Source organism: Chryseobacterium pennae (genome assembly GCF_003385515.1).
Classification (GTDB): domain Bacteria; phylum Bacteroidota; class Bacteroidia; order Flavobacteriales; family Weeksellaceae; genus Chryseobacterium; species Chryseobacterium pennae.
In genome coordinates, this window is the sequence record NZ_QNVT01000040.1 from 1 (window position 1) to 19,395 (window position 19,395).

Below are 19,395 nucleotides of genomic sequence, written 5' to 3' on the forward strand. Positions count from 1 at the left end.
GGATAAGGCTTAATCTAAAAGGAAAGAGTCCAGTACAGTACCGAACTCTTTCATATAATAATATTATTTAATTTTGTCTAAACTTTTGGGTGCAGTCTATTAACCGGGATTTTTTGTTTACAATTTTGATACTGTATATTGGTCACCAAGTGAAAAACCTTTACGACATTTAAGCTCCTGCTTCTTTGTCGGTAAAAATCTGAACACCGTCTTTCTTTTCAATTAACTGAAGCGGGTACAGTTTCGGATTGTATTCACCGTTTAAAACTTCGTTCAGAGCATGTTTTTTAGAAGCACCGAATGTGACAATCAAAATATGGTCGGCTTTATTGATGATAGGCTCTGTCAAAGTAATCCTGAACATTTCCTGAGGTTTCAGATAATAAGCTGCCACCCATTTTTCTTTTTCATCCAGAACGGTTTCTCCCGGAAATAAGGACGCTGTATGACCATCATCACCCATTCCTAAAAGGATAAAATCGAAAATACCTTCTTCTCCTAATGTGTTTTTGATCTGCATTTCATATTCTTTAGCATAATCTTCAGGTTCAGTTCCGTTTTTATACATTGGAAAAATCTGATCTTTATGGACGGGAACTTTATTCAAAAGTGTTTCCAGAGTCATTTTAAAATTACTCTTTTCGTCATCAAGAGCAACCCATCTTTCATCCACCCAAAAAATATACACTTTGCTCCAATCTATTTTATCTGCATATTCCGGAGTCGCCAATAAGCTGAAAATGGCTTTAGGAGAAGAGCCTCCGCTCACCGCTGTTACAAATTTTCCATGTTTTTGAATAGATTGTTCTGAAAGCTCAACAAACGTATCTGCTGCTTTTTTATATAAAGTATCGAGCGTATTAAATATTGTAATATCCATTTTTATTTCTTAGTTAAATTCTAAACCCACTCATGCCCTTGTCTTTCCACTAAAGCATTGCTGTCATCAGGTCCCCAGCTTCCTGCATCGTAATTCGGGAAAGAGGGATCTTTGGTTGTTTCCCAGGTTTCCTGAATCGTTTTTACAACATCCCAGGCTTCTTCTACCTGATCAGAACGCATAAACAGGGTAAGATCACCTGCAAGTGCCTCTAACAATAGGGTCTCATAAGCTTCAGGAGTATCTGTCTGACAGGCAAAATTATCAAAAATCATTTCTACCGGTTTTAATTCTAATGAAAGCCCCGGTTTTTTAGACATAAACTGCAGCCTTATATCCATTTGTGGCTGAATATTAATAATCAGTCGGTTAGCGGATAAAGGGGATGAGCTTTCTGAAAATGTAGAATGGGGAAGGGGTTTAAACTGAATGGTAATGTAAGAATGCTTCTCTTTCATCTTTTTTCCGGTACGAACGTAGAAAGGAACGTTTTCCCATCGATGGTTATCCAGATAAAACTTAATAGCAACGAATGTTTCGGTATTGGAATCAGGGGCAATTCCTTCTTCCTCACGATAGCCGTTTACTTTGACTCCATTTACTTTCCCCTTTCCATACTGACCCCGGACAGCATAATGATCTACTTTATCTGATGAAATTCTGCGGATTGATTTTAAAACGTCCACTTTACGATCTCTGATTTCTCCAGACTCCAATGAAACTGGCGGTTCCATAGCGACCATACAGAGAATTTGTAAAAGGTGATTCTGAATCATATCACGCAAAGCCCCTGTCTGCTCATAAAAGCTGGCTCTTGTTTCTACCCCTACTTCTTCTGCAACAGTAATCTGTACCGATTCTATATGCCTGTGATTCCATAAAGGCTCAAAAATTGAATTTCCGAATCTGAATGCCAAAATATTCTGAACCGTTTCTTTTCCTAGATAGTGGTCGATACGGTAAATCTGTTCTTCCTGAAAGGTTTGTGAAAGAAGATTATTCAGTTCTATAGCAGATTCTTTATTGTGGCCAAAAGGTTTTTCGATAATAATCCGGTCTTTTGCAGGATCAGAAGCGATAGAAGTAGTCTTAATATGATTTGAAATAACGGACACAAAGTTCGGCGCAATGGAAAGATAGAAGAGTCTGTTCCCCCTCACTCCATAAACTTTATCAAAATTTTCCAGTTTCTGATGTAAATTTTGATAGGAACTTTCTTCATCCAGCTGATGCTGAAAGTAGCTGATGTGAGCCTGAAAACCTGCCCAATCTTCCTTGGTTACCGTTTTTCTTGAAAAGCTTTCCAGATTTTCTTTAATATAAGCTCTGAATTTTTCATCCGTATTTTCGGCTCTTCCCAACGCTAAAATATTAAAGCCTTTGGGCATTCTGCCATCAATATATAGGTTGTAAAATGCAGGAAAAAGTTTTCTTTTTGCCAAATCTCCCGTTGCACCAAAAATAACAATGGTTGTTGGATGCAGGATTGTATTGTCGCTCATTTTCCGAGTTTAGTTATTTAGGTTTTGCCATGAAGTGTGAAAAACTCCTTCTCTGTCAATTCTTTGGTAAGTATGTGCCCCAAAATAATCCCGCTGAGCCTGAAGTAAATTGATCGGCAAAGATTCTGTAGTGTAGGCTTCGAAATATCCTAAAGCTGACTGAATTCCTAAGCCTGGGATTCCGTTTGATGCAGCAAAAGCAGCCATTTTTCTTAATGCAGGAATCTTATCTTTTACAATTTCTGAAATCTCCTGATCCAATAGAATATTAGATAAATCCTGATCTTTAGAATATGCTGAATAGAATTTTTCTAATAAAACAGAACGGATAATACATCCGCCTCTCCATATTTTGACAACATCTTTTAACGGAATTTCAAACTGATATTCTTCAGATGCTTTTACCAGTAATGCCAATCCTTGTGCATAGCTGATTAAAGTAGCCAAATACAACGCATCACCCACTTCTTTGATGAAGGCTTCTGTATTTTCAGGAATTGTTATTTCCCCTTTAGGATACAACTGAGATGCTTTTATTCTCTCCTCTTTATAAGCTGATAAAATTCTTGAAGTTACAGCAATATCAATAGTCGGGATAGAAACACCGATTTCCATTGCCTGTTCGGATGTCCATTTTCCGGTTCCTTTTGCTCCGGCTTTATCCAGAATTTGATCAACAAGAAATCCATCTGTTAGATCATCTTTTTGCTGGAAAATATCCCTTGTGATTTCAATAAGGAAAGAATTCATTTCACCTTCATTCCACTTTTTGAACACCTCATAAAGCTGATCATTGTTCAGATGAGCTCCTTTTTTCAGTAGATCGTAAGCCTCACTGATCAATTGCATGATGGCATACTCAATTCCATTGTGAACCATCTTTACATAGTTTCCGGCAGAACCTTTGCCCATGTAAGCGGTACAGGCTTCACCATTAACCTTTGCTGAAATTAATTCCAACATAGGTTTTAGCAGGTTGAAAGCTTCCAAATCGCCACCAGGCATAATACTTGGGCCTCTTCTTGCGCCTTGCTCGCCTCCTGAAACACCCATTCCCATGAAATGTAGGTTTTTAGAAGCTAAATCAGCAATGCGTCTTTCAGTATCTTTGAAATAAGAATTCCCAGCATCAATTACGATATCTTTTGGGCTGAGAAGCGGTGTAATGCTTTCCAGAACAGCATCTACAGGTTTTCCTGCGGGTACCATTAAAATAATTTTTCTCGGACTGTCCAAAACTGAGACGAACTCTTCCATAGAAGCGGTTCCCTTCACTGAAGTTCCCGGAGTTGCTCCATTATGCAGTTCTCTTACTTTTTCCTCATCCAAATCGAATCCTGCTGTAGAAAAACCGTTATCGGCAATATTGTAAAGCAGGTTTCTTCCCATGACTCCGAGACCGATGACCCCGTAATTGTACTTTTCCATTCTTATCTTATTTAAGATTTATTTTATTTTTACAGATCAAATTTACGGAAATGCATAGCAGTAAAAAAATTATACAAAATTTTCTTTCAATCATTATAGTAGTTATCATCAACTGAAAAATCTAAATACATTCATATAATTTATTTCAGCTATTTAGTTTGCATGATGATTATATTAGAAAAAGGATTTGATCTATTTGAGATTGCCTTGAAATACAGATGATTGGGTTCATTTAAGGGCAATAGGAAAGCTGGGTCTTATCATTCAATGGCCAAAAAGCCAGATAGGATCATCATCTGGCTTTTTTTAATTGCTTATATTATTGAATGTGTGGAAACAAAATCAGATTGTTTTAAGATAAAGTTCCTGAAGTTCTTCTGCCGTAAATGCTTTGGACTGGAGATTCTGTACCAGCTGTCCCTGTTTCATAATTCCGATATTTGAGGCCACACTTACTGCATTGAAAATATCATGGGTAGCCATGAGTATGGTTCTGCCTTCCTGTCCCAGCTGACGGATAATTTCTGTAAACTCTGCCGTGGCAATAGGATCCAGACCGCTCGTAGGCTCGTCCAGTAAAAGGACTTTGGCATCTTTGGCCAGAGCGATGGCAATTCCTACCTTTTGACGCATTCCCTTAGAATAGCCGCCCAATGTTTTATGATGGGCTGCTTCCTGCAATCCGGTGTGTCTCAGAAATGCGGACAGTTCGACTCTGGTATAATTGAATCCTGCTATTTTGGAAAAGAAATCCAGATTTTCCATGCCGGTAAGATTAGGGTATAAAAGCACGGTCTCCGGAATATAAGCCAGTTCTTTTTTTATTTTCTGCGGATGATCTGTCACCGATATATTATTGATAAAAGCATCTCCGGATGTAGCTTTGATGAGGCCCAGAAGAATATTGATTGTCGTACTTTTGCCTGCTCCGTTTTGGCCTAATAAAGCATAAATTTCTCCCTTCCCAACTTCTAAATTAAGGGATTGAAGCGCTGTGAAATCATTATATTTTTTGTGTAGATTAATGGTTTTTAACATAGTTTTCGGTATTTATTTTGTGAAAAAAGAAGAAGTAAAACGATGATGATCAAATACGGTAAGAAAAGCTGCAGCATATTCAGCTTTTCAGGTTTTGTGAAATGGTCTACAGTTTGTGTAGTCCAGTTAACGGATTCTGCATTCTGACCTGAAAAGATAAGAGGATAAAAAAACAAACGTTTTCCTTCATGAAACTTTTGCAGTGCCGCACTGTATTGCAGGTGATTATCCATTCCGGTCTGAGCCAGCCGGCTCTCGGTAAGCTGAGTATGGATGTTGGGAAGAAAATAACCAAGGAAAACTGCGGCACGGTTACGCTTGTCCATTTTCTCTCTGTAAAGAAGTGCAGATTGTGATGCTTCTGCATCTCCCATATGCTGCATGGCGTAATACCAGGTCCAGGTGAAGGTATCATTCTCTTCTACGGTAAACTTCCTGTACTGAGGATATACTTTGTAAAACTTTTCCATGGTAGGCTTCTTGGGCTCATCCCATTTGTTATGGTAGCCTTCACGCTGTTCCATGACTGCTTTAAGGGATTCCTGAACAGGATAAGACTTTTGGATCAACAGATTACAACCCATCGGAATAATGAAATTCACAGCAACCCACACAATAAGAAGGATGAGGGCATTCTGAGCAGATGATTTTCTGAACAGGATGATCCAGCGGCATAATACAAACCAAAAGAGAATATACAGCCACCCCGAGAGGATAAAAAGTATATAGAACTTATCCAGAGGAATCCGGATCGAAAGTGTTGCAATGACGATCAAAAGAAGGTAGATCACGCTTACCGCAATACCCCGTATGATTATTTTGGCATTTAGAAATCTTCCCAGATGTCCGCTTTGTACAGAAAGAAGTTTCCAGGTTCCTTTTTCCTCCTCTTCGGAGATGAGGTTATAGCAGAAGGCAATAATAACCAGTGGGAAAAGAAAAATCAGGACAAAGCTAAAATCGAAATTCCCGACAGCAGCATTGGCAGGATTATAAAAATCCGAATTGTAACGCTGCTCCTCCAGATTTCTTATGGTAACGCCCTGTATCGATGGATTCAGATCGTGCATACCAATATTCAGTGCTGCAAGTTTTGGCGTTTCATTCACCAGGTTGAATTTGACGTAATATAAGATCAGGCCCAGATCATCCTTGTGAAATTTAACATTGCGTGCAATGCTTTCTTTCTGAAAATTGCCACTCTTTGCAATGATATCTTCATTTCTGTCGAGGAATTTTTTTCCGGTATAGATAGCCATGAGGCCTGCCGCCAGTAAAAATACCAGGGCGATAAGATAGGCTTTGTTGCGGTAAAATTGTTTATATAAATAATGATTCATTAGATAAGTTTTAGGTTTCTACTGCTTATTTCGATGATTAATATACAGGCTGCAAGCCAGAACAACAGGGCTGCAGCAGATATCCACTGATTCTTCATGCTTTCGGTAAGAGAAGTATACTCGTACTCGAAATCAGGGAATTCTTTCCAGTTTTTTCCGTCGATCACAGCCGGAGGACCTCCTTTTTCCGGTTTTATATTGCTGATATACTGTATCTGCAGATCATTCAGCCGCTGTGCCATCTTGTAGCGGTATTCTTCGGCCTGTTTCTGAAACTGGATGTAAGAGAAAAAATCTGTTCCCGTCGCTGCCATAGAAAAATGTCCGATGGCCAGAGAAGGGTCTATAAACCCGAACAGCTCTGAGAATTTCTGCTGCTGGTGATACTGTTCCTGTAACCTTTTTTGGTGCGAGATGTAAATCTGAGAACTGATCTTTTCTCCTTCCTTCATCACAAACCCACTGTAGTTAAAGGGCAACTCATTGGGATTGCTTACTCCGTAGTGAAGAAGCAGAGAGTCTTTAATCTTTTTGAAATGAGGATCATCCGGATTATGGCTGTCTCCCGCTTTCAGAATATCTTTTTCCAGCTGGGTTTCAAAAGCAATACGGGATGGGGTAGAGTACAGGTTCTGTGCGGCAAACTGGACCCCTTTCGGAAGAAAAATGACCAGGAGAAGCCAGCATCCGATCAGGCTTACCAAAGCTGTTGCAGAAGTCCTGCTTACTGATGATATTACCATCGCCAGGGTGCTGATAAAGAAATAATAAATCATATAAGCGGGCAGGAGAGAAAGTATTCTCAGTACAATATCGTTAAGGAGAACCGTTTCCGAAAATGCGGCAGTAAACAGGACCAGAGGTAATACAGGCAGCAGAAAGAATAATGAAAACTGCCATAATCCAAGGATCTTGCCCCAAAGAATATCCCTGTTGGACGCCCCCTGAATGCTCAGTATTTTCAGGGTGGTGTTCTCACGCTCCTGAACAATGAGTCCGAAACCAAGAAACAGGATGATCAGCGGTACGATGCTCTGAAGAATGAATGCACTGCTGAAGGCTCCGAAACGGACCAAAGCTCCGGAACTTCCTGCCTCGGAAAGGTTGGCGGTATTCTGTTTGTGGGCTTCCAGAAAAATAACATTTCCCAGATAATCATCCAGTCCGTTATCAAAAAGACTTAAAGGATGAGCGGTCCGGAATACCAGATATCCGTAGTGGGCCATCCTGTGCGGATGCTTGTCTGGCCGGTCTTCCCAATGTTCCCGCACCTCGCTGCGGTATTCTTTGATCTGGGAAACGTTGTCTGTATATTGCATGAATCTGCCCCCAATGCTCATCATACAGAATAAGAGCACAATAACGGTGATAAGCAGGTTTTGTTTTCCTTTGAGCAAATCCTGCCGGGTTTTTCTGACGATATGTCGTAAGTTTGACATAGGCATAGTTTAAAAATTATAGGTAGCAGTTAATAGATAATTTGTGGGAGCTCCCGGAAAAAGTCTGAGATAATTCTGTGCACCCACCCAATAAGACGTGTTGGTGATATTATTGACCGTAAGAGCCAGCTGCACTTTCGACTGTAAAAGAGTATAATAGACCGCAGCATCCAGAGTGGTGTAAGCCGGAAGCTCAAATCCTCGGGTGAACCAGGGAACTTTGGAACTCTGGTACAACATACCCAGCCCAACTCCGAAGTCGCTCAGGAAGCTTGTTTTTGAAAAATTATAACGGGTCCAGATATTGACGGAGTTCTTAGAAGTATTCTCCTTTCTCTGGCCTATGAGACCTGCGTCTGCATCGTCTACTATCCGGGCGTCAATATAACTGTATCCGGCGTAGACATGCCATTGAGGAAGAATATAGCCTGTCACTTCAGCCTCAAAACCTCTGCTACGGTCGGCACCACGCTGTATCAGCTGATCCGGTTCTGCAGGATTATTGGCATTGATCAGGATATTTTTCTGATTGATTTCATATACCGCAAGGCTGGCCGAAAGCATCCCGAACAAACGCCCTTTAATCCCTATTTCCTTAAGATCAGAAGTTAAAGGTTTGAATTGGGCAGCAGATTCTGAACCGGTAAACCGCCCGGTGTTGGGCATTAATGTCACTGTATTGGACTGAGGCTGGTATCCGGTAAGATACGTTCCATAAAGGTTGATACGATCGGTCAGGCTATAGGTGATTCCCAGTCTGTATAAAAACTTATTGTTGCTGAATGAAGATTCATTGGCTTCTTTAAAGTTGGTTGTATCTTTAAACCATTCATGACGGATTCCGGAAAGTACTTTGAATTTTTTCCACGTAAAAAGATGCTGAATATAGGCTGCATGAGTGGTAGTAAGGGCAGCAGGCAGCTGGGTCGTCACATTGGTCTTATACAAATCTGCTCCCTGATAATTTTGCGCTCCGGGGCTTAAATCAAAAGGAGTGACGTTCGGTTTGGGTACGGTTATTCCATTGTACAGGATCGTTTCATAGCGGTCTGCATTGGCAGGATTATAAGAGGATGCCACAGAACCGTCTTTCATCAGAAATCCTCTTGCAGCATTCTGCAGGCCTCCTTTTCGCTTTTCCCAGATCTGGTTATCGTACCCGATAAGGGTCTGATGTTCCACCTGTCCGGTTTTAAAATTGAAATTAAAATAGGCATTCAGGTTGTCTGTAGCCCAGTTTTGCTTTCTCTGGACAAACTGCATCATAGCCAGGGTGGATATGGGTTTGTTTTCAATATCAGGGACAAAAGCCCCCGTAGTACGATGCTCCTGAAGGTCTTCTTTCCACAGCTGTTTCATGTAGGAGGCATTAAAACTGATATGCTTATTAATATACCTGGAAAAGTTTCCCATAATGATCAGCTCCCTCGTTTTAAAAAAGTCGTCAGGCGCTCCAAGATTTAAACTTTTCGAGGTACTGTTGAGGTCGGTTTTCCCTGCTACGGCTCCAAAAATAGGCTGGCCGCGGTCCAGGTTTCCATTGAGATGATTCATCACTATCTCCACATTCAAAGAAGTTTTTTCATCAGGAATATAGGTAATGGAAGGCGAGATCAGAAAACCACTGTTGTTAATATGATCCCTGAAAGATTTTGCGTTCTGATACGCCCCATTAAAACGGTACAGTAAAGTCTTGCTCTTATTCAGAGGTCCTGTAAGGTCTGTTGTAATCCGGTAGGTATCAAAACTTCCGCCTGAGAGACTGATTTCGTGCCGTGGATCCGATAAAGGTTTTTTAGTCACCATATTGATGGTTCCACCAGGATCTACGCTGGACATGGTGATGCTGGCAGGACCTTTAAAAACCTCTACACGTTCTATATTGGAGGTCATAGGCTGCAGAAAATAATACTGCCTGGTTCTCATTCCGTTGATGATCTGACCTTCTTCATTCTGGCTGATTCCCCGGATGTTGTACTGATTGTAATAACTTGAAGGAGAAACTCCGCTTACATTTTTCAATACTTCTCCCAGCTGAAAGGCCTGGCGTTCACGGATGAACTCTTTGGTAATGGTATTAAGCGTTAAAGGAAGGTCCTTATTCTTCATGGCTGTTTTAGTGGCTGCAAAAGAATAATCAGAAATATAATCTTTTGATTTTCTGCCGATGATCTCTACCGTTTGTATTGATCCTGATGCGGAATCTTTGCTCACAGACTGAGCATTCAGTAAAGAGGATGAAATAATAGCTCCCAAAGCAGAAAGCTGTATGGTTTTGCCGGAAATGATGTTCACTACTTCCGGACCGTTAAAGTGGTTGATGCGCATTATAAATAGAATGATACAGACATCTGTGATGCCGTATATTAATAAAAAGGATTTTGTATACAGAGAGGTATACAAATGCCTACAGAAATAGACTTACAGATCATAAGACCTGCAATAGGTAAAGCGCTGCAGCGAAAAATAATCAGGCTGCAGTATAGAAATCTGATGGGGGTGCGCGGGAGCTGAAAAAATCGAGTAAACACCGGTAATTAATGGCCTTCGGTTGAGGCATTTCACTGTCGTTGGCAGTGTTTACAGCAAAATCTACCGTTAAAGATTCCGGCAGAACCACATTATGCATATGCATATGGAGGGCACACTGGCAATGGTCATCCTTGGAGAATGTAGGTCCTTTTTCTTCTTTAGAATCTTTTTTAGGGAAGGTTTTGGCGGTTGCGTGCTTCGCATGTTCAAGACATATACTTATTCCACTGACATTCGATAGGAAGATCAGTAACAAAGAAAAGACAAAAAAGGTTTTCAATGTTTTTTGCATAAGAAGCGTCAAAAATAGGGATAAAATTTTATAAAATGAAACTTTGTTGCAATAATAAATATGAAACAGACTCAATATAATCACCCAAAACAGAAAATCTATGCTTGTATGGGTATGGCTAAGACCGTGCTATGGTAGTGTTGAATACTGTAACCACCTCAAAGATAGGTTGATCAAGACTTTCATTAGAGGGATTCGGTAGCAAAAAAAACTATGGTGGATAATAGCACTGAAGAAAGGAAGATGCAGAACCGCAGAGTGGAACTGGTGAAAAAATAATGTAAATCCTGTAAGAATATAGGATTAGATATTCTTTTGCTTAAAAATCCCAACGAAAGATGGGATTTTTTTTGTTTTAATTTCTGCTGGGCGAAGTCGGGAGACTTCGGAGACCAGGGGTATCTACTCAAAGACTTTTGCCTTTGCGGGAAGATTTTTTGGTATCAATGATATTCTGAATAATCATCTAATCCCCAAAATTTGATACAATTCCTCTTTCTTATTCAGGGCAATAGAAATATTTTTGCCATTGGTTAATTCAACCATATTTCCATTAAGACTTCTGATGGCTTCCAGATTAACAATGAATGATCTCTGAACCCGGAAAAATTTGGGTAAAGTCAGAACTTCATCCATCGATTTCAACGTTGAAAGAGTGGTGTAAGATTCATTATTAATAACAATTTTCAGATAATCTCCCTGTGCTTCAACGTAAAGGATTTCATCTAAAAGAATCTTCGTGAGTTTCCCGTCAGATTTGATGAAAATTCGGTCGGAATTAACCTGATGAACCGTTGAATTTTGTTTCAGATTGATATAATCTTTTGCTTTATTTACAGCTTTTATAAAACGGTCAAATCGAACAGGTTTTACCAGATAATCAGTAGCTCCTGTTTCGAATCCGTCCAAAGCAAAATCTCTGTGAGCTGTAATGAAAATAATGACCGGCGGATTTTCCAGAGCCTTAACCAAGTCCAAACCATTGATCTTCGGCATCTGAATATCACTAAAAACAATATCCACCGAATTGTTTTCCAGAAACATCAGCGCTTCCACAGAATCTCCAAAAGAATCAGTCAGTTCCAGAAACGGAATTTCCTTAACGAAATTCTCAATAATTTCTCTTCCAATTGGTTCATCATCCAATACGATACAACGTAGTTTTTCCATCGTTACAAGTTAATTTTTAGTTCGATTCTGAAGCTGTTTTCCAAAGTTTGGATATTCAGAATATGTTGGTTTGGGTAGAGGAGTTGTAATCTCTTTTTGATGTTTTCCAGTCCGATTCCCCCAAATTCTTTTTTGATTTCTGCCTGATCAATATCATTTTCCAAAACAAAATGAAACATACCATTTTTGATTTCGATTTCTTGTTTGATGAACTGATTTTGAGAGCTTTGTAAACCATATTTAAAAGCATTTTCTATAAAAGTAAAAGTCATCAGTGGCGCAATATAAAGTCCAGGAATTTCATCTTCTCCAGAGACTTGCAACTGAATATTCTTATCTTTTGGATAACGCATTTTTTCGAGTTCAAAATAATTTTTGATGAAATCGATTTCCTTTTCCAGTGTTACTTTTTCAGAATTAGATTCATAAAGTGTATAGCTCATTATATCGGAAAGGTTGAGAATCACTTCAGGTGCAAGGTCATCTTTCTTGACACTGAGGCCATAGAGGTTATTCAAAGTATTGAAGAGAAAATGCGGGTTCAATTGCGATTTCAGAAAGTCTTTTTCTATATTGATATTCTGGATTTCAACTTCTAATTTTTGTTGCTGTAATTCCGTAGTTCTGTTATAAATTTTGATGATTTCTAACAAAATCTTAACGAAGAAAAATGGCAGCATTGAAAAGATGACAAGAACTGAATTGGCGACAACTGCCTTTACATTTAGGGCTTCCATCAAGCCTCTGGAACCATTTCGCTTGATGATGTCTTTATAAACCGGAAAGTTGATTTCGTAGCCTAAATGATAGTAAATTTTAAATATAAAATGATTGACTGTCACCCAAATGTAAATCAAAACCGGTATACTGAGAATCAGTAAGACGACAGATACCTTTCTGTTTAACAGAAGTATTTTCGGAACTAATAAATAAAAGAAGGCGTAGAAAACAACCATATTGTTTACTGCATTTCTTATGGTTAAAATAACGCTGTCAAAAACAGGTAATTTTAGTTCCCAATAATAATTAAGATATAGCAAAACCGAAAACACAAACCACATCAGAAAATGGAAAATTATTTTGGGGCTTTTGTTATAGAATTTCTCAAAATCCACTAAGAAATTTTGATTAGCAAGAATTTCGATTTGTTTCTGTTCTGTATGCATTTTTCTTTTGTTGAAAGGCATTTCAAAAATAGGCTTTTGAGATTAGAATTAATAACCGGATTGAGATTATTCTACAAAATATCATCAACTTCAATTAAATTAAAATTTTCATCATTTTCAAAAAATTCTTTGAAGATTGCAGCATGTCCGGTACCGACCAGAACAAAAATATTCTTAGTTTTAGGCTCCAGCTGATTCTGAATATTAGCATACATGATCAGGTTTCTTTTGTACCAATCTGCAACCAGATTTGAACCGAAATATTTACCATCAGAATTGATTTTGTTAGCAACAGAAATATAAAAACCTTTATTCTGAGCCAGATCTTCTTTTTCATTTAAGCAAATGAAAACATCCCTTAATGATTTTTTTTCCATACATCTATTACTTGATTGGGTCATTTTGGCTAGTTCTTTTTCAAAAAGTACCTTTGTTTCATTCTTCGAATACATTTCTTTCTTAAGGATATCCAATCTCATTTCTATAAGGCTGTCGATTGGGTAAATCTGATTGATATTGGCTCTTTTTGCTAATCTGAAAGCCAATTGAGAGGTTTCTCCTTCTATATAATATCGCTTATACCGTGGTTTTTTTACAGTGTCTGTAAACTTGCTGTATTGGTTATTTAGATACAGTTGATACTGGTTGTTTAAATCATCTTTTTTATTAAAATTACTTTCCACAAATATCTGATCCGGTTTGAATTTTGAAATAATGGATTGAGTGATTTGATCCAGATCTTTCTGGTTTTCTGGTGTTAAAATATTGCGCTCAGTATTTTTGACGGCATCACTTCCCGGATTGTTAAAATGATAGGTTCCTAATAACAAAACGTTGATTTTTTCCTGAGAAAAACTAAAGCTGAAAACGAATAAAACAATAAGTAGTGAAACTTTTTTGAGTGTGATAAGCATAATTATATATTTTTAAAATTAAAGAATTCTGATAATAGCGTTCATTAGGTTGATTACATTATGACCAACAACAGAGTAGATAAGATTTCCGGAGAATTTTCTAAGAATTCCAACGCTTAAAGATGAGATCAGAGTGAGATAAACAATTGTGATCAAATCGAATTTGAATTGATGATCCGAAGTCAAAACAATGCCGTGAGCAACTCCGAAAAGCACTGTCACAATAACAAATGACCAACCGAATTGGATTCCTTTGAAATTCCAATTGGGTAAAAAGACTTTGTCAAAAATCCATAGATAGATTCCACGGAATAATAATTCTTCTGTCAACCCTGGCATTGTGGCTTGAAAAAGAAATGTTTCCCAATCAAATTCACCACCTTTTGGAAATAGAATGAGTTTGAAAATAAAATCGAAAATCAGGAATCCCAGAAAAACCAAAACTCCGTATTTGATCTGACTTTTTGAAGTAGTGGAAGTCGTGAATCCAATTTCTTTTCTGTCATTTTTATTGACGAAATAGATGACTGATAAAGACAACGTTAAACTTAGAAGTTTTCCAATCCAGGCGAACTTTAATCCTAAAAAAGGAGGAGATAATTGTTTGCTGAATATCTGTAAATAATTGTCAGCTAAAAATATAGCTAAGAATAATAAAAGAAATTTCAGGTTTCCTTTTTTAGATTTGAAGAAAGCCAAAATGAAAATTGGTGATATCAGCAAGAGCCAAATGAATGGAGTAAATAAAGACATAGTGATCGTTTTAATTTCTGATTCAAAAGTAGAATTGAGTGAAACGAATTCAAATCAAAATCGATGAAAGAGAAATTTTATCGGTTAGAATTTTGTTTTTTCCCGATGAAAGAAATTTTATTTTCTAATGATTCGCATTTTCTATAATAGCTGATAAGTATAAAGAATTAGACCGCTGTATATGTAAAGAATTCTAGCTTCAAAAATCGAATTTGAAATATCTCAATTGTAAAGGTTTGGATTACATGTTTTTATGCATAAAAAAGAGACAGCTATCAAATAGTTGTCTCTTTAAGTGAAATTGGCAGGATCCTCAAACATTTTTGTACGGGATTTGATATAATTAGCACAGTTAGTTTGATAATTTCTCTGTTTCTTATTTTACTGCTTCTGTTAAATGCTTGATGTCCGGTAGGCTTCCAGGTGGAAAGATACAGATCAATCAATCTTTGAAATTTACAAGCTACCTAATATCATTTTTTGAATATTTAATTTGCAGATAGAATTAATCTAAAGGTTTATGAGTACTGATTGCCACTCTGTTCCATGCATTAATGGTAATAATAGCCATCATAATCAGGCCAATATATTCTTCTCTAAACAACTGGGCTGCCTTTTCATAAGTATCCTGAGATAATCCATTTTTACTGATCAGCGTTATTTCTTCTGTCATTGCTAAAATAGTGCGTTCTTCTTCTGAAAATAAATCTGTTTCTCTCCATGCATTTAACAGGAAAATCCTTTGGGTAGTTTCTACCTGATTAATGGCATCACGAGTATGTAAATTGAGGCAGTAAGCACATCCATTTATTTGGGAAGCTCTGATCTTGATAAGCTCAAGATGAGTTTTGTCTAATTCTGAATTTTGGATGGAATTATCTAATGCCATAATTCTTTTATAAACAGCAGAAGATACGCTGGATAAATCAATTCTTTTTTTCATATTTCAAGTTTTTAGTTCGTATAATGTATTACTATCTTAATAACAGCCACAATGTATGGCGGGCAGAAATTATTTTAAATAGGAATGTAAATGCACTGCTGAAAGTTTAAACCCATTTTTAAAGTATAATTTTTGTGCGGTATGATTATCAAAACCCGTATCTAAAGTGATGGAATCCATGTTTTTGTACTCTGCTACTGTTCTGACGTGTGATAATAACTGGCTGGCAAGCCCTCTGCCTCTATAACTTTCCAAGGTACATAAATCATCAATGTAAATCATGTTTCCACTGTGCAGCGTAGTCATGATGCGATATCCAATAAAAGCAATCACTTTCTCATGATCAAAAATGCCCATTAAAGTATATTTTTCATTCGAAACCATTTCAGCTATAATATCAGACCATCTGTCTTTATTTAAATGAGGTCTGAGGACCAGAGCAACTTCTAAACACTGCTGAATTTCTGAATTTGACTCAATAGGCTTAATTTCATAAGTATTTTGCATGTCTTATTTTTTGGTAAAATTAAAACACATCTGGAACAACTAAGCATACCAGATTCATAATACTATACAGCCCAGATTCAGTTACCGGATCGTTTTTTTTAAGATAGAAACTGCTTCAGCCATCTCTTTTTCATCTAGTGATGCAAAACCCAGTCTAAGTCCATTGGTAGAAAATAATTCATTTTTATAAAACAAACCGTTGTCAATATAAAGTCCTTTTTTTAAGGTGTTTTCTGCCAGTTTTATAAGATCGATATTATGATCAAAAACAGACCATACTGCGAGCCCTCCCTCAGGAACTTTAAATTCTATTTCGTTGGAAAAATGAACCTTTAACAATTCGCAAAACATATCTCTGCGCTGTTTGTAAATCTTTAGTGCTTTTCTATAATACCGATTCATCTCACCCTGATTAAATAACAAGGCAAAAGCTTCTTCTAAGATGGTATCTCCCTGTCTGTCTATAAGTTCCCTTAGAGCAGTGGCTGAGTGAATAAAATCGGAAGGTCCTGTCATAAAACCTATTCTTAGAGCTGGGGCAAAGGTTTTAGTGATAGATCCTAAGTAAATTACATTTTCATTGTGGTCTATACTGGCCAGGGGTAAAAATGGTTTATTGGTATAATGAAAATCAAAGTCATAATCATCTTCAATAATTGCGAATTTATTTTCTTTAGCAAGCTTCAGAAATTTTAATCTGCGCTCCATGCTTAGCGTAACTGTAGTTGGGCTGTGATGATGGGGAACTAGGTAAACTGCTTTTATCTTTTTTTTCTTAAGTGCTTGCTCCAGATAATCTGGATCCATCCCATACTCATCGACTGGAATTCTAAGAAGCTTAGCTCCGGTTTGTTTAAAAATTTCATCAGCAGTAGAGTAGTTTGATACGCCTACTGCTATTAGATCCCCTTGTTCAAGAAGTAACTGGGCTGACAAATAAATCCCCATCTGACTGCCTTTAGTAATCAACATATCATCAACCTCAACATTTAATCCTCTGGTAGTAGAAAGATATTTGCACAATGATTCTCTTAAATGTTCTGAGCCTTTTGCATTCCCGTATTTTAAGAAATTTCGGCCATAGAATTTTCTGGAAATACTTCTGTACTCACGCATTAATTCATCTATTGGAGCAAGCCGGACATCAGGAAATCCGTCATCTATCGCTAATTGGGGTTTTTGAAAATTCTTGCTAAGAATTGAATGACTGAACTTATTGGTCCATATAAATGCATCATGCTTTATTTCTTTATTTTTTACATTATGAGTTTTCTTTTGGGTAAGAACAGGCAGACTGGATAAGACGTATACTCCTTTCCGCTCTATAGATTCTGTCCAGCCCTGGCTAATTAATTCTTCATATGCTAATTTGATGGTATTACGGTCCACACCAATCAAAAGAGCAAGGTTACGGGTGCTGGGTAACATTTCAGAGGGCTGCAAAGTACCATCAGTAATTAATGATATAAAGTAATTACATATTTGAATGTATAGAGGTATAGAAGAGGCTCTGTCAATTTGAATTAAGGATTTGTAGGGTAACATCTGGGCTGTATGTTTTATATTAATTGGCATACAAATGTAAGCCAATATCCCGCTATTTTTGTAAAAAAATTACATAATGGATTCACAAAACAAGGAACTGAAAAACTTGTTAGTTATCAATTCGAGTGCAAGAACTGCGGGATCTCAAAGTAGAAAGTTGGCAGAAACCCTTATCAATTATTGGAAAAACAAACAAATAAATTATAAAATTCATATTCGGGAACTGGGAAACCAAAACATTCCTCATATAACGGAGGAATGGATAAGTGCTGCATTTAAACCTTTAGCAAATAGAAACCGGGAGGAAGTTAATGCATTAAAGAGAAGTGATGAATATATTACAGAGTTAAAGGATGCAGACATCATTGCTATTGCTTCACCCATGTACAACTGGTCAATACCAAGCAGCCTGAAAGCTTATATCGATCAGATTGTACGGGTTAACGAAACTTGGAAATACAATCCTGATAATATTCAAAATCCATATATAGGTCTTTTAGAAAATAAAAAGGTCATTTTATTACTTACAAGAGGATCTCAGGGTTATGAAAAAGGGAGTTATAATGAACATATTGATTTTCAAACCAATTATCTGAAGAGAGTTTTCAATGTGATGGGAATCTCTGATATTCATGTGGTACATCTTGATGGTGAAGCAAATGATAAAGAAAAGTACAACTTAGCAATCAATTCGGCACATCAAAGAATTATTGACCTCATAGAAACAAAACTCTCCTAGTTATTCAAAATTAGAGTCTATTAAATTAAAGAATAAACATTCTTTAATCGGTTTTATATGTCAATTTATAATGGTAAAAATGAATATAGTAAAAAAGTGGTTAGCGCTGTCCTCATTAATTTTTCTGGCTGCGTGTCAAAAAAAAGAACCGGAGGCCGTAAAAGAAGCTATTGCCTTCTATCCAACTCTTTCTATTGCAGAGGAGGAGGCTGTAGTATATAATGATTATCCGGTAGTGCTGCAGGGGAAAAAAGATGTTGAATTAAGACCTAAGATTGATGGTTTTATAGAAGCAATATTGGTGGATGAAGGACAGAAAGTGAAAAAAGGGCAGGTATTGTTTCGTATTTATGCACCTCAGTTTAAAGAGGAGAATGTAGCAGCCATCGCAGGTTTAAGCCGTGCCGAAGCAGAATTAAAAGATGCTGGTATGAAAGTGAAAAAAGTGAAACCTCTGGTAGAAGAAAGTATCATTAGCAATTATGAATTAGAATCAGCTCAGTATAATTTAAAAAGTAAAGAAGCTCTTTTCAAAGTGGCCAAATCAAACCTAAGCAATACAGAAGCAAATGTGAGATACACCCAAATTGTAGCCCCATTTGACGGAGTGATAGGGTTAATTCCTTTTAAAGAAGGTGCTCTTGTAAGCAGCAGTTCCATAAAACCACTCACTGTCATATCTGATATTTCATCTATTCATACCTATCTGTCGATGAACGAGAAGCAATTTTTTGATTTTACTCAACAAACATTCCATGGGAGTTTACAGGAACGGATAGATCAATTGCCTCAGGTAAGTTTGATTTTAGCAAACGAAACCGAATATTCTCAGAAAGGAAAAATTACCAGCGTTAGCGGACAGTTTGATCCTTTAACCGGGAGTATCAATTTTAGAGCAGTTTTCAACAATAAGGAAGGGTTGTTGCGAAGTGGTAACAGTGCCAGAGTCCGGGTATTTGAGAAAATTAATAATGCGGTTTTGGTTCCACAAAAAGCAACGTTTGATTTGCAGGGAAAGAGATTTGTGTATGTTGTTGGAAGTAATGCTGTTGTGAAAAGCAGGGAAGTCCGGATTATGGAAAAAGAGCCCTCCGGTCAGCAATATATTGTTACATCAGGATTAAATACTGGCGATAGAATAGTGAGTGCAGATATTGGAGGCTTGAAAGATGGAGTAAAAATTAAATTAAAATAAGGCGAGAGTAGA

At 37.4% G+C, this 19,395-nt stretch carries 16 protein-coding genes; 2 read left to right on the top strand and 14 right to left on the bottom strand.

The genetic code is table 11. The features are described 5' to 3' along the window. Positions 1-169: 169 nt before the first annotated feature. From pgl to pdxR, 14 genes are all read right to left on the bottom strand, one after another. Positions 170-880: a 6-phosphogluconolactonase gene (pgl, locus tag DRF65_RS26335; protein ID WP_115973680.1), complete on the bottom strand. Its 711-nt coding sequence runs from the start codon at positions 878-880 to the stop codon at positions 170-172. Between the two features lie 20 nt (positions 881-900). Next, a complete protein-coding gene (zwf, locus tag DRF65_RS26340) occupies positions 901-2,382 on the bottom strand; it encodes a glucose-6-phosphate dehydrogenase (RefSeq protein WP_115973681.1) in 1,482 nt (493 codons plus the stop codon). A gap of 9 nt (positions 2,383-2,391) precedes the next feature. Then, positions 2,392-3,810 (bottom strand): NADP-dependent phosphogluconate dehydrogenase, encoded by a 1,419-nt coding sequence (gene gndA / locus DRF65_RS26345; RefSeq protein WP_115973682.1) that lies wholly within the window; start codon positions 3,808-3,810, stop codon positions 2,392-2,394. Positions 3,811-4,152: 342 nt separating this feature from the next. Beyond that, positions 4,153-4,848: an ABC transporter ATP-binding protein gene (locus DRF65_RS26350; RefSeq protein WP_115973683.1), complete on the bottom strand. Its 696-nt coding sequence runs from the start codon at positions 4,846-4,848 to the stop codon at positions 4,153-4,155. Then, entirely contained in the window at positions 4,842-6,188 is a 1,347-nt protein-coding gene (locus DRF65_RS26355) for a DUF3526 domain-containing protein (protein ID WP_115973684.1), read from the bottom strand. Before DRF65_RS26355 ends, DRF65_RS26350 begins: the two co-directional genes overlap by 7 nt. Beyond that, positions 6,188-7,627 (bottom strand): ABC transporter permease, encoded by a 1,440-nt coding sequence (locus DRF65_RS26360; protein ID WP_165852319.1) that lies wholly within the window; start codon positions 7,625-7,627, stop codon positions 6,188-6,190. Before DRF65_RS26360 ends, DRF65_RS26355 begins: the two co-directional genes overlap by 1 nt. A 9-nt stretch (positions 7,628-7,636) precedes the next feature. After that, on the bottom strand, positions 7,637-9,955 hold the full coding sequence (locus tag DRF65_RS26365; RefSeq protein ID WP_115973686.1) for a TonB-dependent siderophore receptor: 2,319 nt from the start codon (positions 9,953-9,955) through the stop codon (positions 7,637-7,639). 958 nt (positions 9,956-10,913) lie between these two features. Next, complete coding sequence (locus tag DRF65_RS26375) at positions 10,914-11,621, bottom strand: LytR/AlgR family response regulator transcription factor (protein ID WP_115973688.1); 708 nt, start codon at positions 11,619-11,621, stop codon at positions 10,914-10,916. A 2-nt stretch (positions 11,622-11,623) separates the two neighbouring features. After that, positions 11,624-12,808 (bottom strand): sensor histidine kinase, encoded by a 1,185-nt coding sequence (locus DRF65_RS26380; RefSeq protein ID WP_228438965.1) that lies wholly within the window; start codon positions 12,806-12,808, stop codon positions 11,624-11,626. A gap of 50 nt (positions 12,809-12,858) precedes the next feature. After that, entirely contained in the window at positions 12,859-13,701 is an 843-nt protein-coding gene (locus tag DRF65_RS26385; RefSeq protein WP_115973689.1) for a DUF5694 domain-containing protein, read from the bottom strand. A gap of 18 nt (positions 13,702-13,719) precedes the next feature. Then, a complete protein-coding gene (locus tag DRF65_RS26390; RefSeq protein WP_115973690.1) occupies positions 13,720-14,454 on the bottom strand; it encodes a CPBP family intramembrane glutamic endopeptidase in 735 nt (244 codons plus the stop codon). A gap of 505 nt (positions 14,455-14,959) precedes the next feature. Continuing rightward, positions 14,960-15,397 carry a carboxymuconolactone decarboxylase family protein gene (locus DRF65_RS26395; RefSeq protein WP_115973691.1) on the bottom strand — a complete coding sequence of 146 codons (438 nt, stop codon included), beginning with the start codon at positions 15,395-15,397 and terminating at the stop codon, positions 14,960-14,962. A 69-nt stretch (positions 15,398-15,466) separates the two neighbouring features. Beyond that, complete coding sequence (locus tag DRF65_RS26400) at positions 15,467-15,904, bottom strand: GNAT family N-acetyltransferase (protein WP_115973692.1); 438 nt, start codon at positions 15,902-15,904, stop codon at positions 15,467-15,469. An 81-nt stretch (positions 15,905-15,985) separates the two neighbouring features. Next, positions 15,986-17,449, bottom strand: a complete 1,464-nt coding sequence (gene pdxR, locus DRF65_RS26405) for a MocR-like pyridoxine biosynthesis transcription factor PdxR (protein WP_165852320.1) — start codon at positions 17,447-17,449, stop codon at positions 15,986-15,988. Between the two features lie 76 nt (positions 17,450-17,525). On the opposite strand from pdxR, the gene DRF65_RS26410 reads away from it, so the two are divergent. Together DRF65_RS26410 and DRF65_RS26415 are read left to right on the top strand one after the other, a co-directional pair. Next, on the top strand, positions 17,526-18,188 hold the full coding sequence (locus DRF65_RS26410; RefSeq protein WP_115973694.1) for an FMN-dependent NADH-azoreductase: 663 nt from the start codon (positions 17,526-17,528) through the stop codon (positions 18,186-18,188). 79 nt (positions 18,189-18,267) lie between these two features. Continuing rightward, positions 18,268-19,383 (top strand): efflux RND transporter periplasmic adaptor subunit, encoded by a 1,116-nt coding sequence (locus tag DRF65_RS26415; protein ID WP_228438967.1) that lies wholly within the window; start codon positions 18,268-18,270, stop codon positions 19,381-19,383. Positions 19,384-19,395: the final 12 nt, after the last annotated feature.

What these genes read in the sequence shown, in the direction of transcription:
- pgl (WP_115973680.1), bottom strand. Translation starts at nt 880, where the DNA reads ATGGATATTACAATATTTAATACGCTCGATACTTTATATAAAAAAGCA.
- zwf (WP_115973681.1), bottom strand. Translation starts at nt 2,382, where the DNA reads ATGAGCGACAATACAATCCTGCATCCAACAACCATTGTTATTTTTGGT.
- gndA (WP_115973682.1), bottom strand. Translation starts at nt 3,810, where the DNA reads ATGGAAAAGTACAATTACGGGGTCATCGGTCTCGGAGTCATGGGAAGA.
- DRF65_RS26350 (WP_115973683.1), bottom strand. Translation starts at nt 4,848, where the DNA reads ATGTTAAAAACCATTAATCTACACAAAAAATATAATGATTTCACAGCG.
- DRF65_RS26355 (WP_115973684.1), bottom strand. Translation starts at nt 6,188, where the DNA reads ATGAATCATTATTTATATAAACAATTTTACCGCAACAAAGCCTATCTT.
- DRF65_RS26360 (WP_165852319.1), bottom strand. Translation starts at nt 7,627, where the DNA reads ATGTCAAACTTACGACATATCGTCAGAAAAACCCGGCAGGATTTGCTC.
- DRF65_RS26365 (WP_115973686.1), bottom strand. Translation starts at nt 9,955, where the DNA reads ATGCGCATCAACCACTTTAACGGTCCGGAAGTAGTGAACATCATTTCC.
- DRF65_RS26375 (WP_115973688.1), bottom strand. Translation starts at nt 11,621, where the DNA reads ATGGAAAAACTACGTTGTATCGTATTGGATGATGAACCAATTGGAAGA.
- DRF65_RS26380 (WP_228438965.1), bottom strand. Translation starts at nt 12,808, where the DNA reads ATGCCTTTCAACAAAAGAAAAATGCATACAGAACAGAAACAAATCGAA.
- DRF65_RS26385 (WP_115973689.1), bottom strand. Translation starts at nt 13,701, where the DNA reads ATGCTTATCACACTCAAAAAAGTTTCACTACTTATTGTTTTATTCGTT.
- DRF65_RS26390 (WP_115973690.1), bottom strand. Translation starts at nt 14,454, where the DNA reads ATGTCTTTATTTACTCCATTCATTTGGCTCTTGCTGATATCACCAATT.
- DRF65_RS26395 (WP_115973691.1), bottom strand. Translation starts at nt 15,397, where the DNA reads ATGAAAAAAAGAATTGATTTATCCAGCGTATCTTCTGCTGTTTATAAA.
- DRF65_RS26400 (WP_115973692.1), bottom strand. Translation starts at nt 15,904, where the DNA reads ATGCAAAATACTTATGAAATTAAGCCTATTGAGTCAAATTCAGAAATT.
- pdxR (WP_165852320.1), bottom strand. Translation starts at nt 17,449, where the DNA reads ATGTTACCCTACAAATCCTTAATTCAAATTGACAGAGCCTCTTCTATA.
- DRF65_RS26410 (WP_115973694.1), top strand. Translation starts at nt 17,526, where the DNA reads ATGGATTCACAAAACAAGGAACTGAAAAACTTGTTAGTTATCAATTCG.
- DRF65_RS26415 (WP_228438967.1), top strand. Translation starts at nt 18,268, where the DNA reads ATGAATATAGTAAAAAAGTGGTTAGCGCTGTCCTCATTAATTTTTCTG.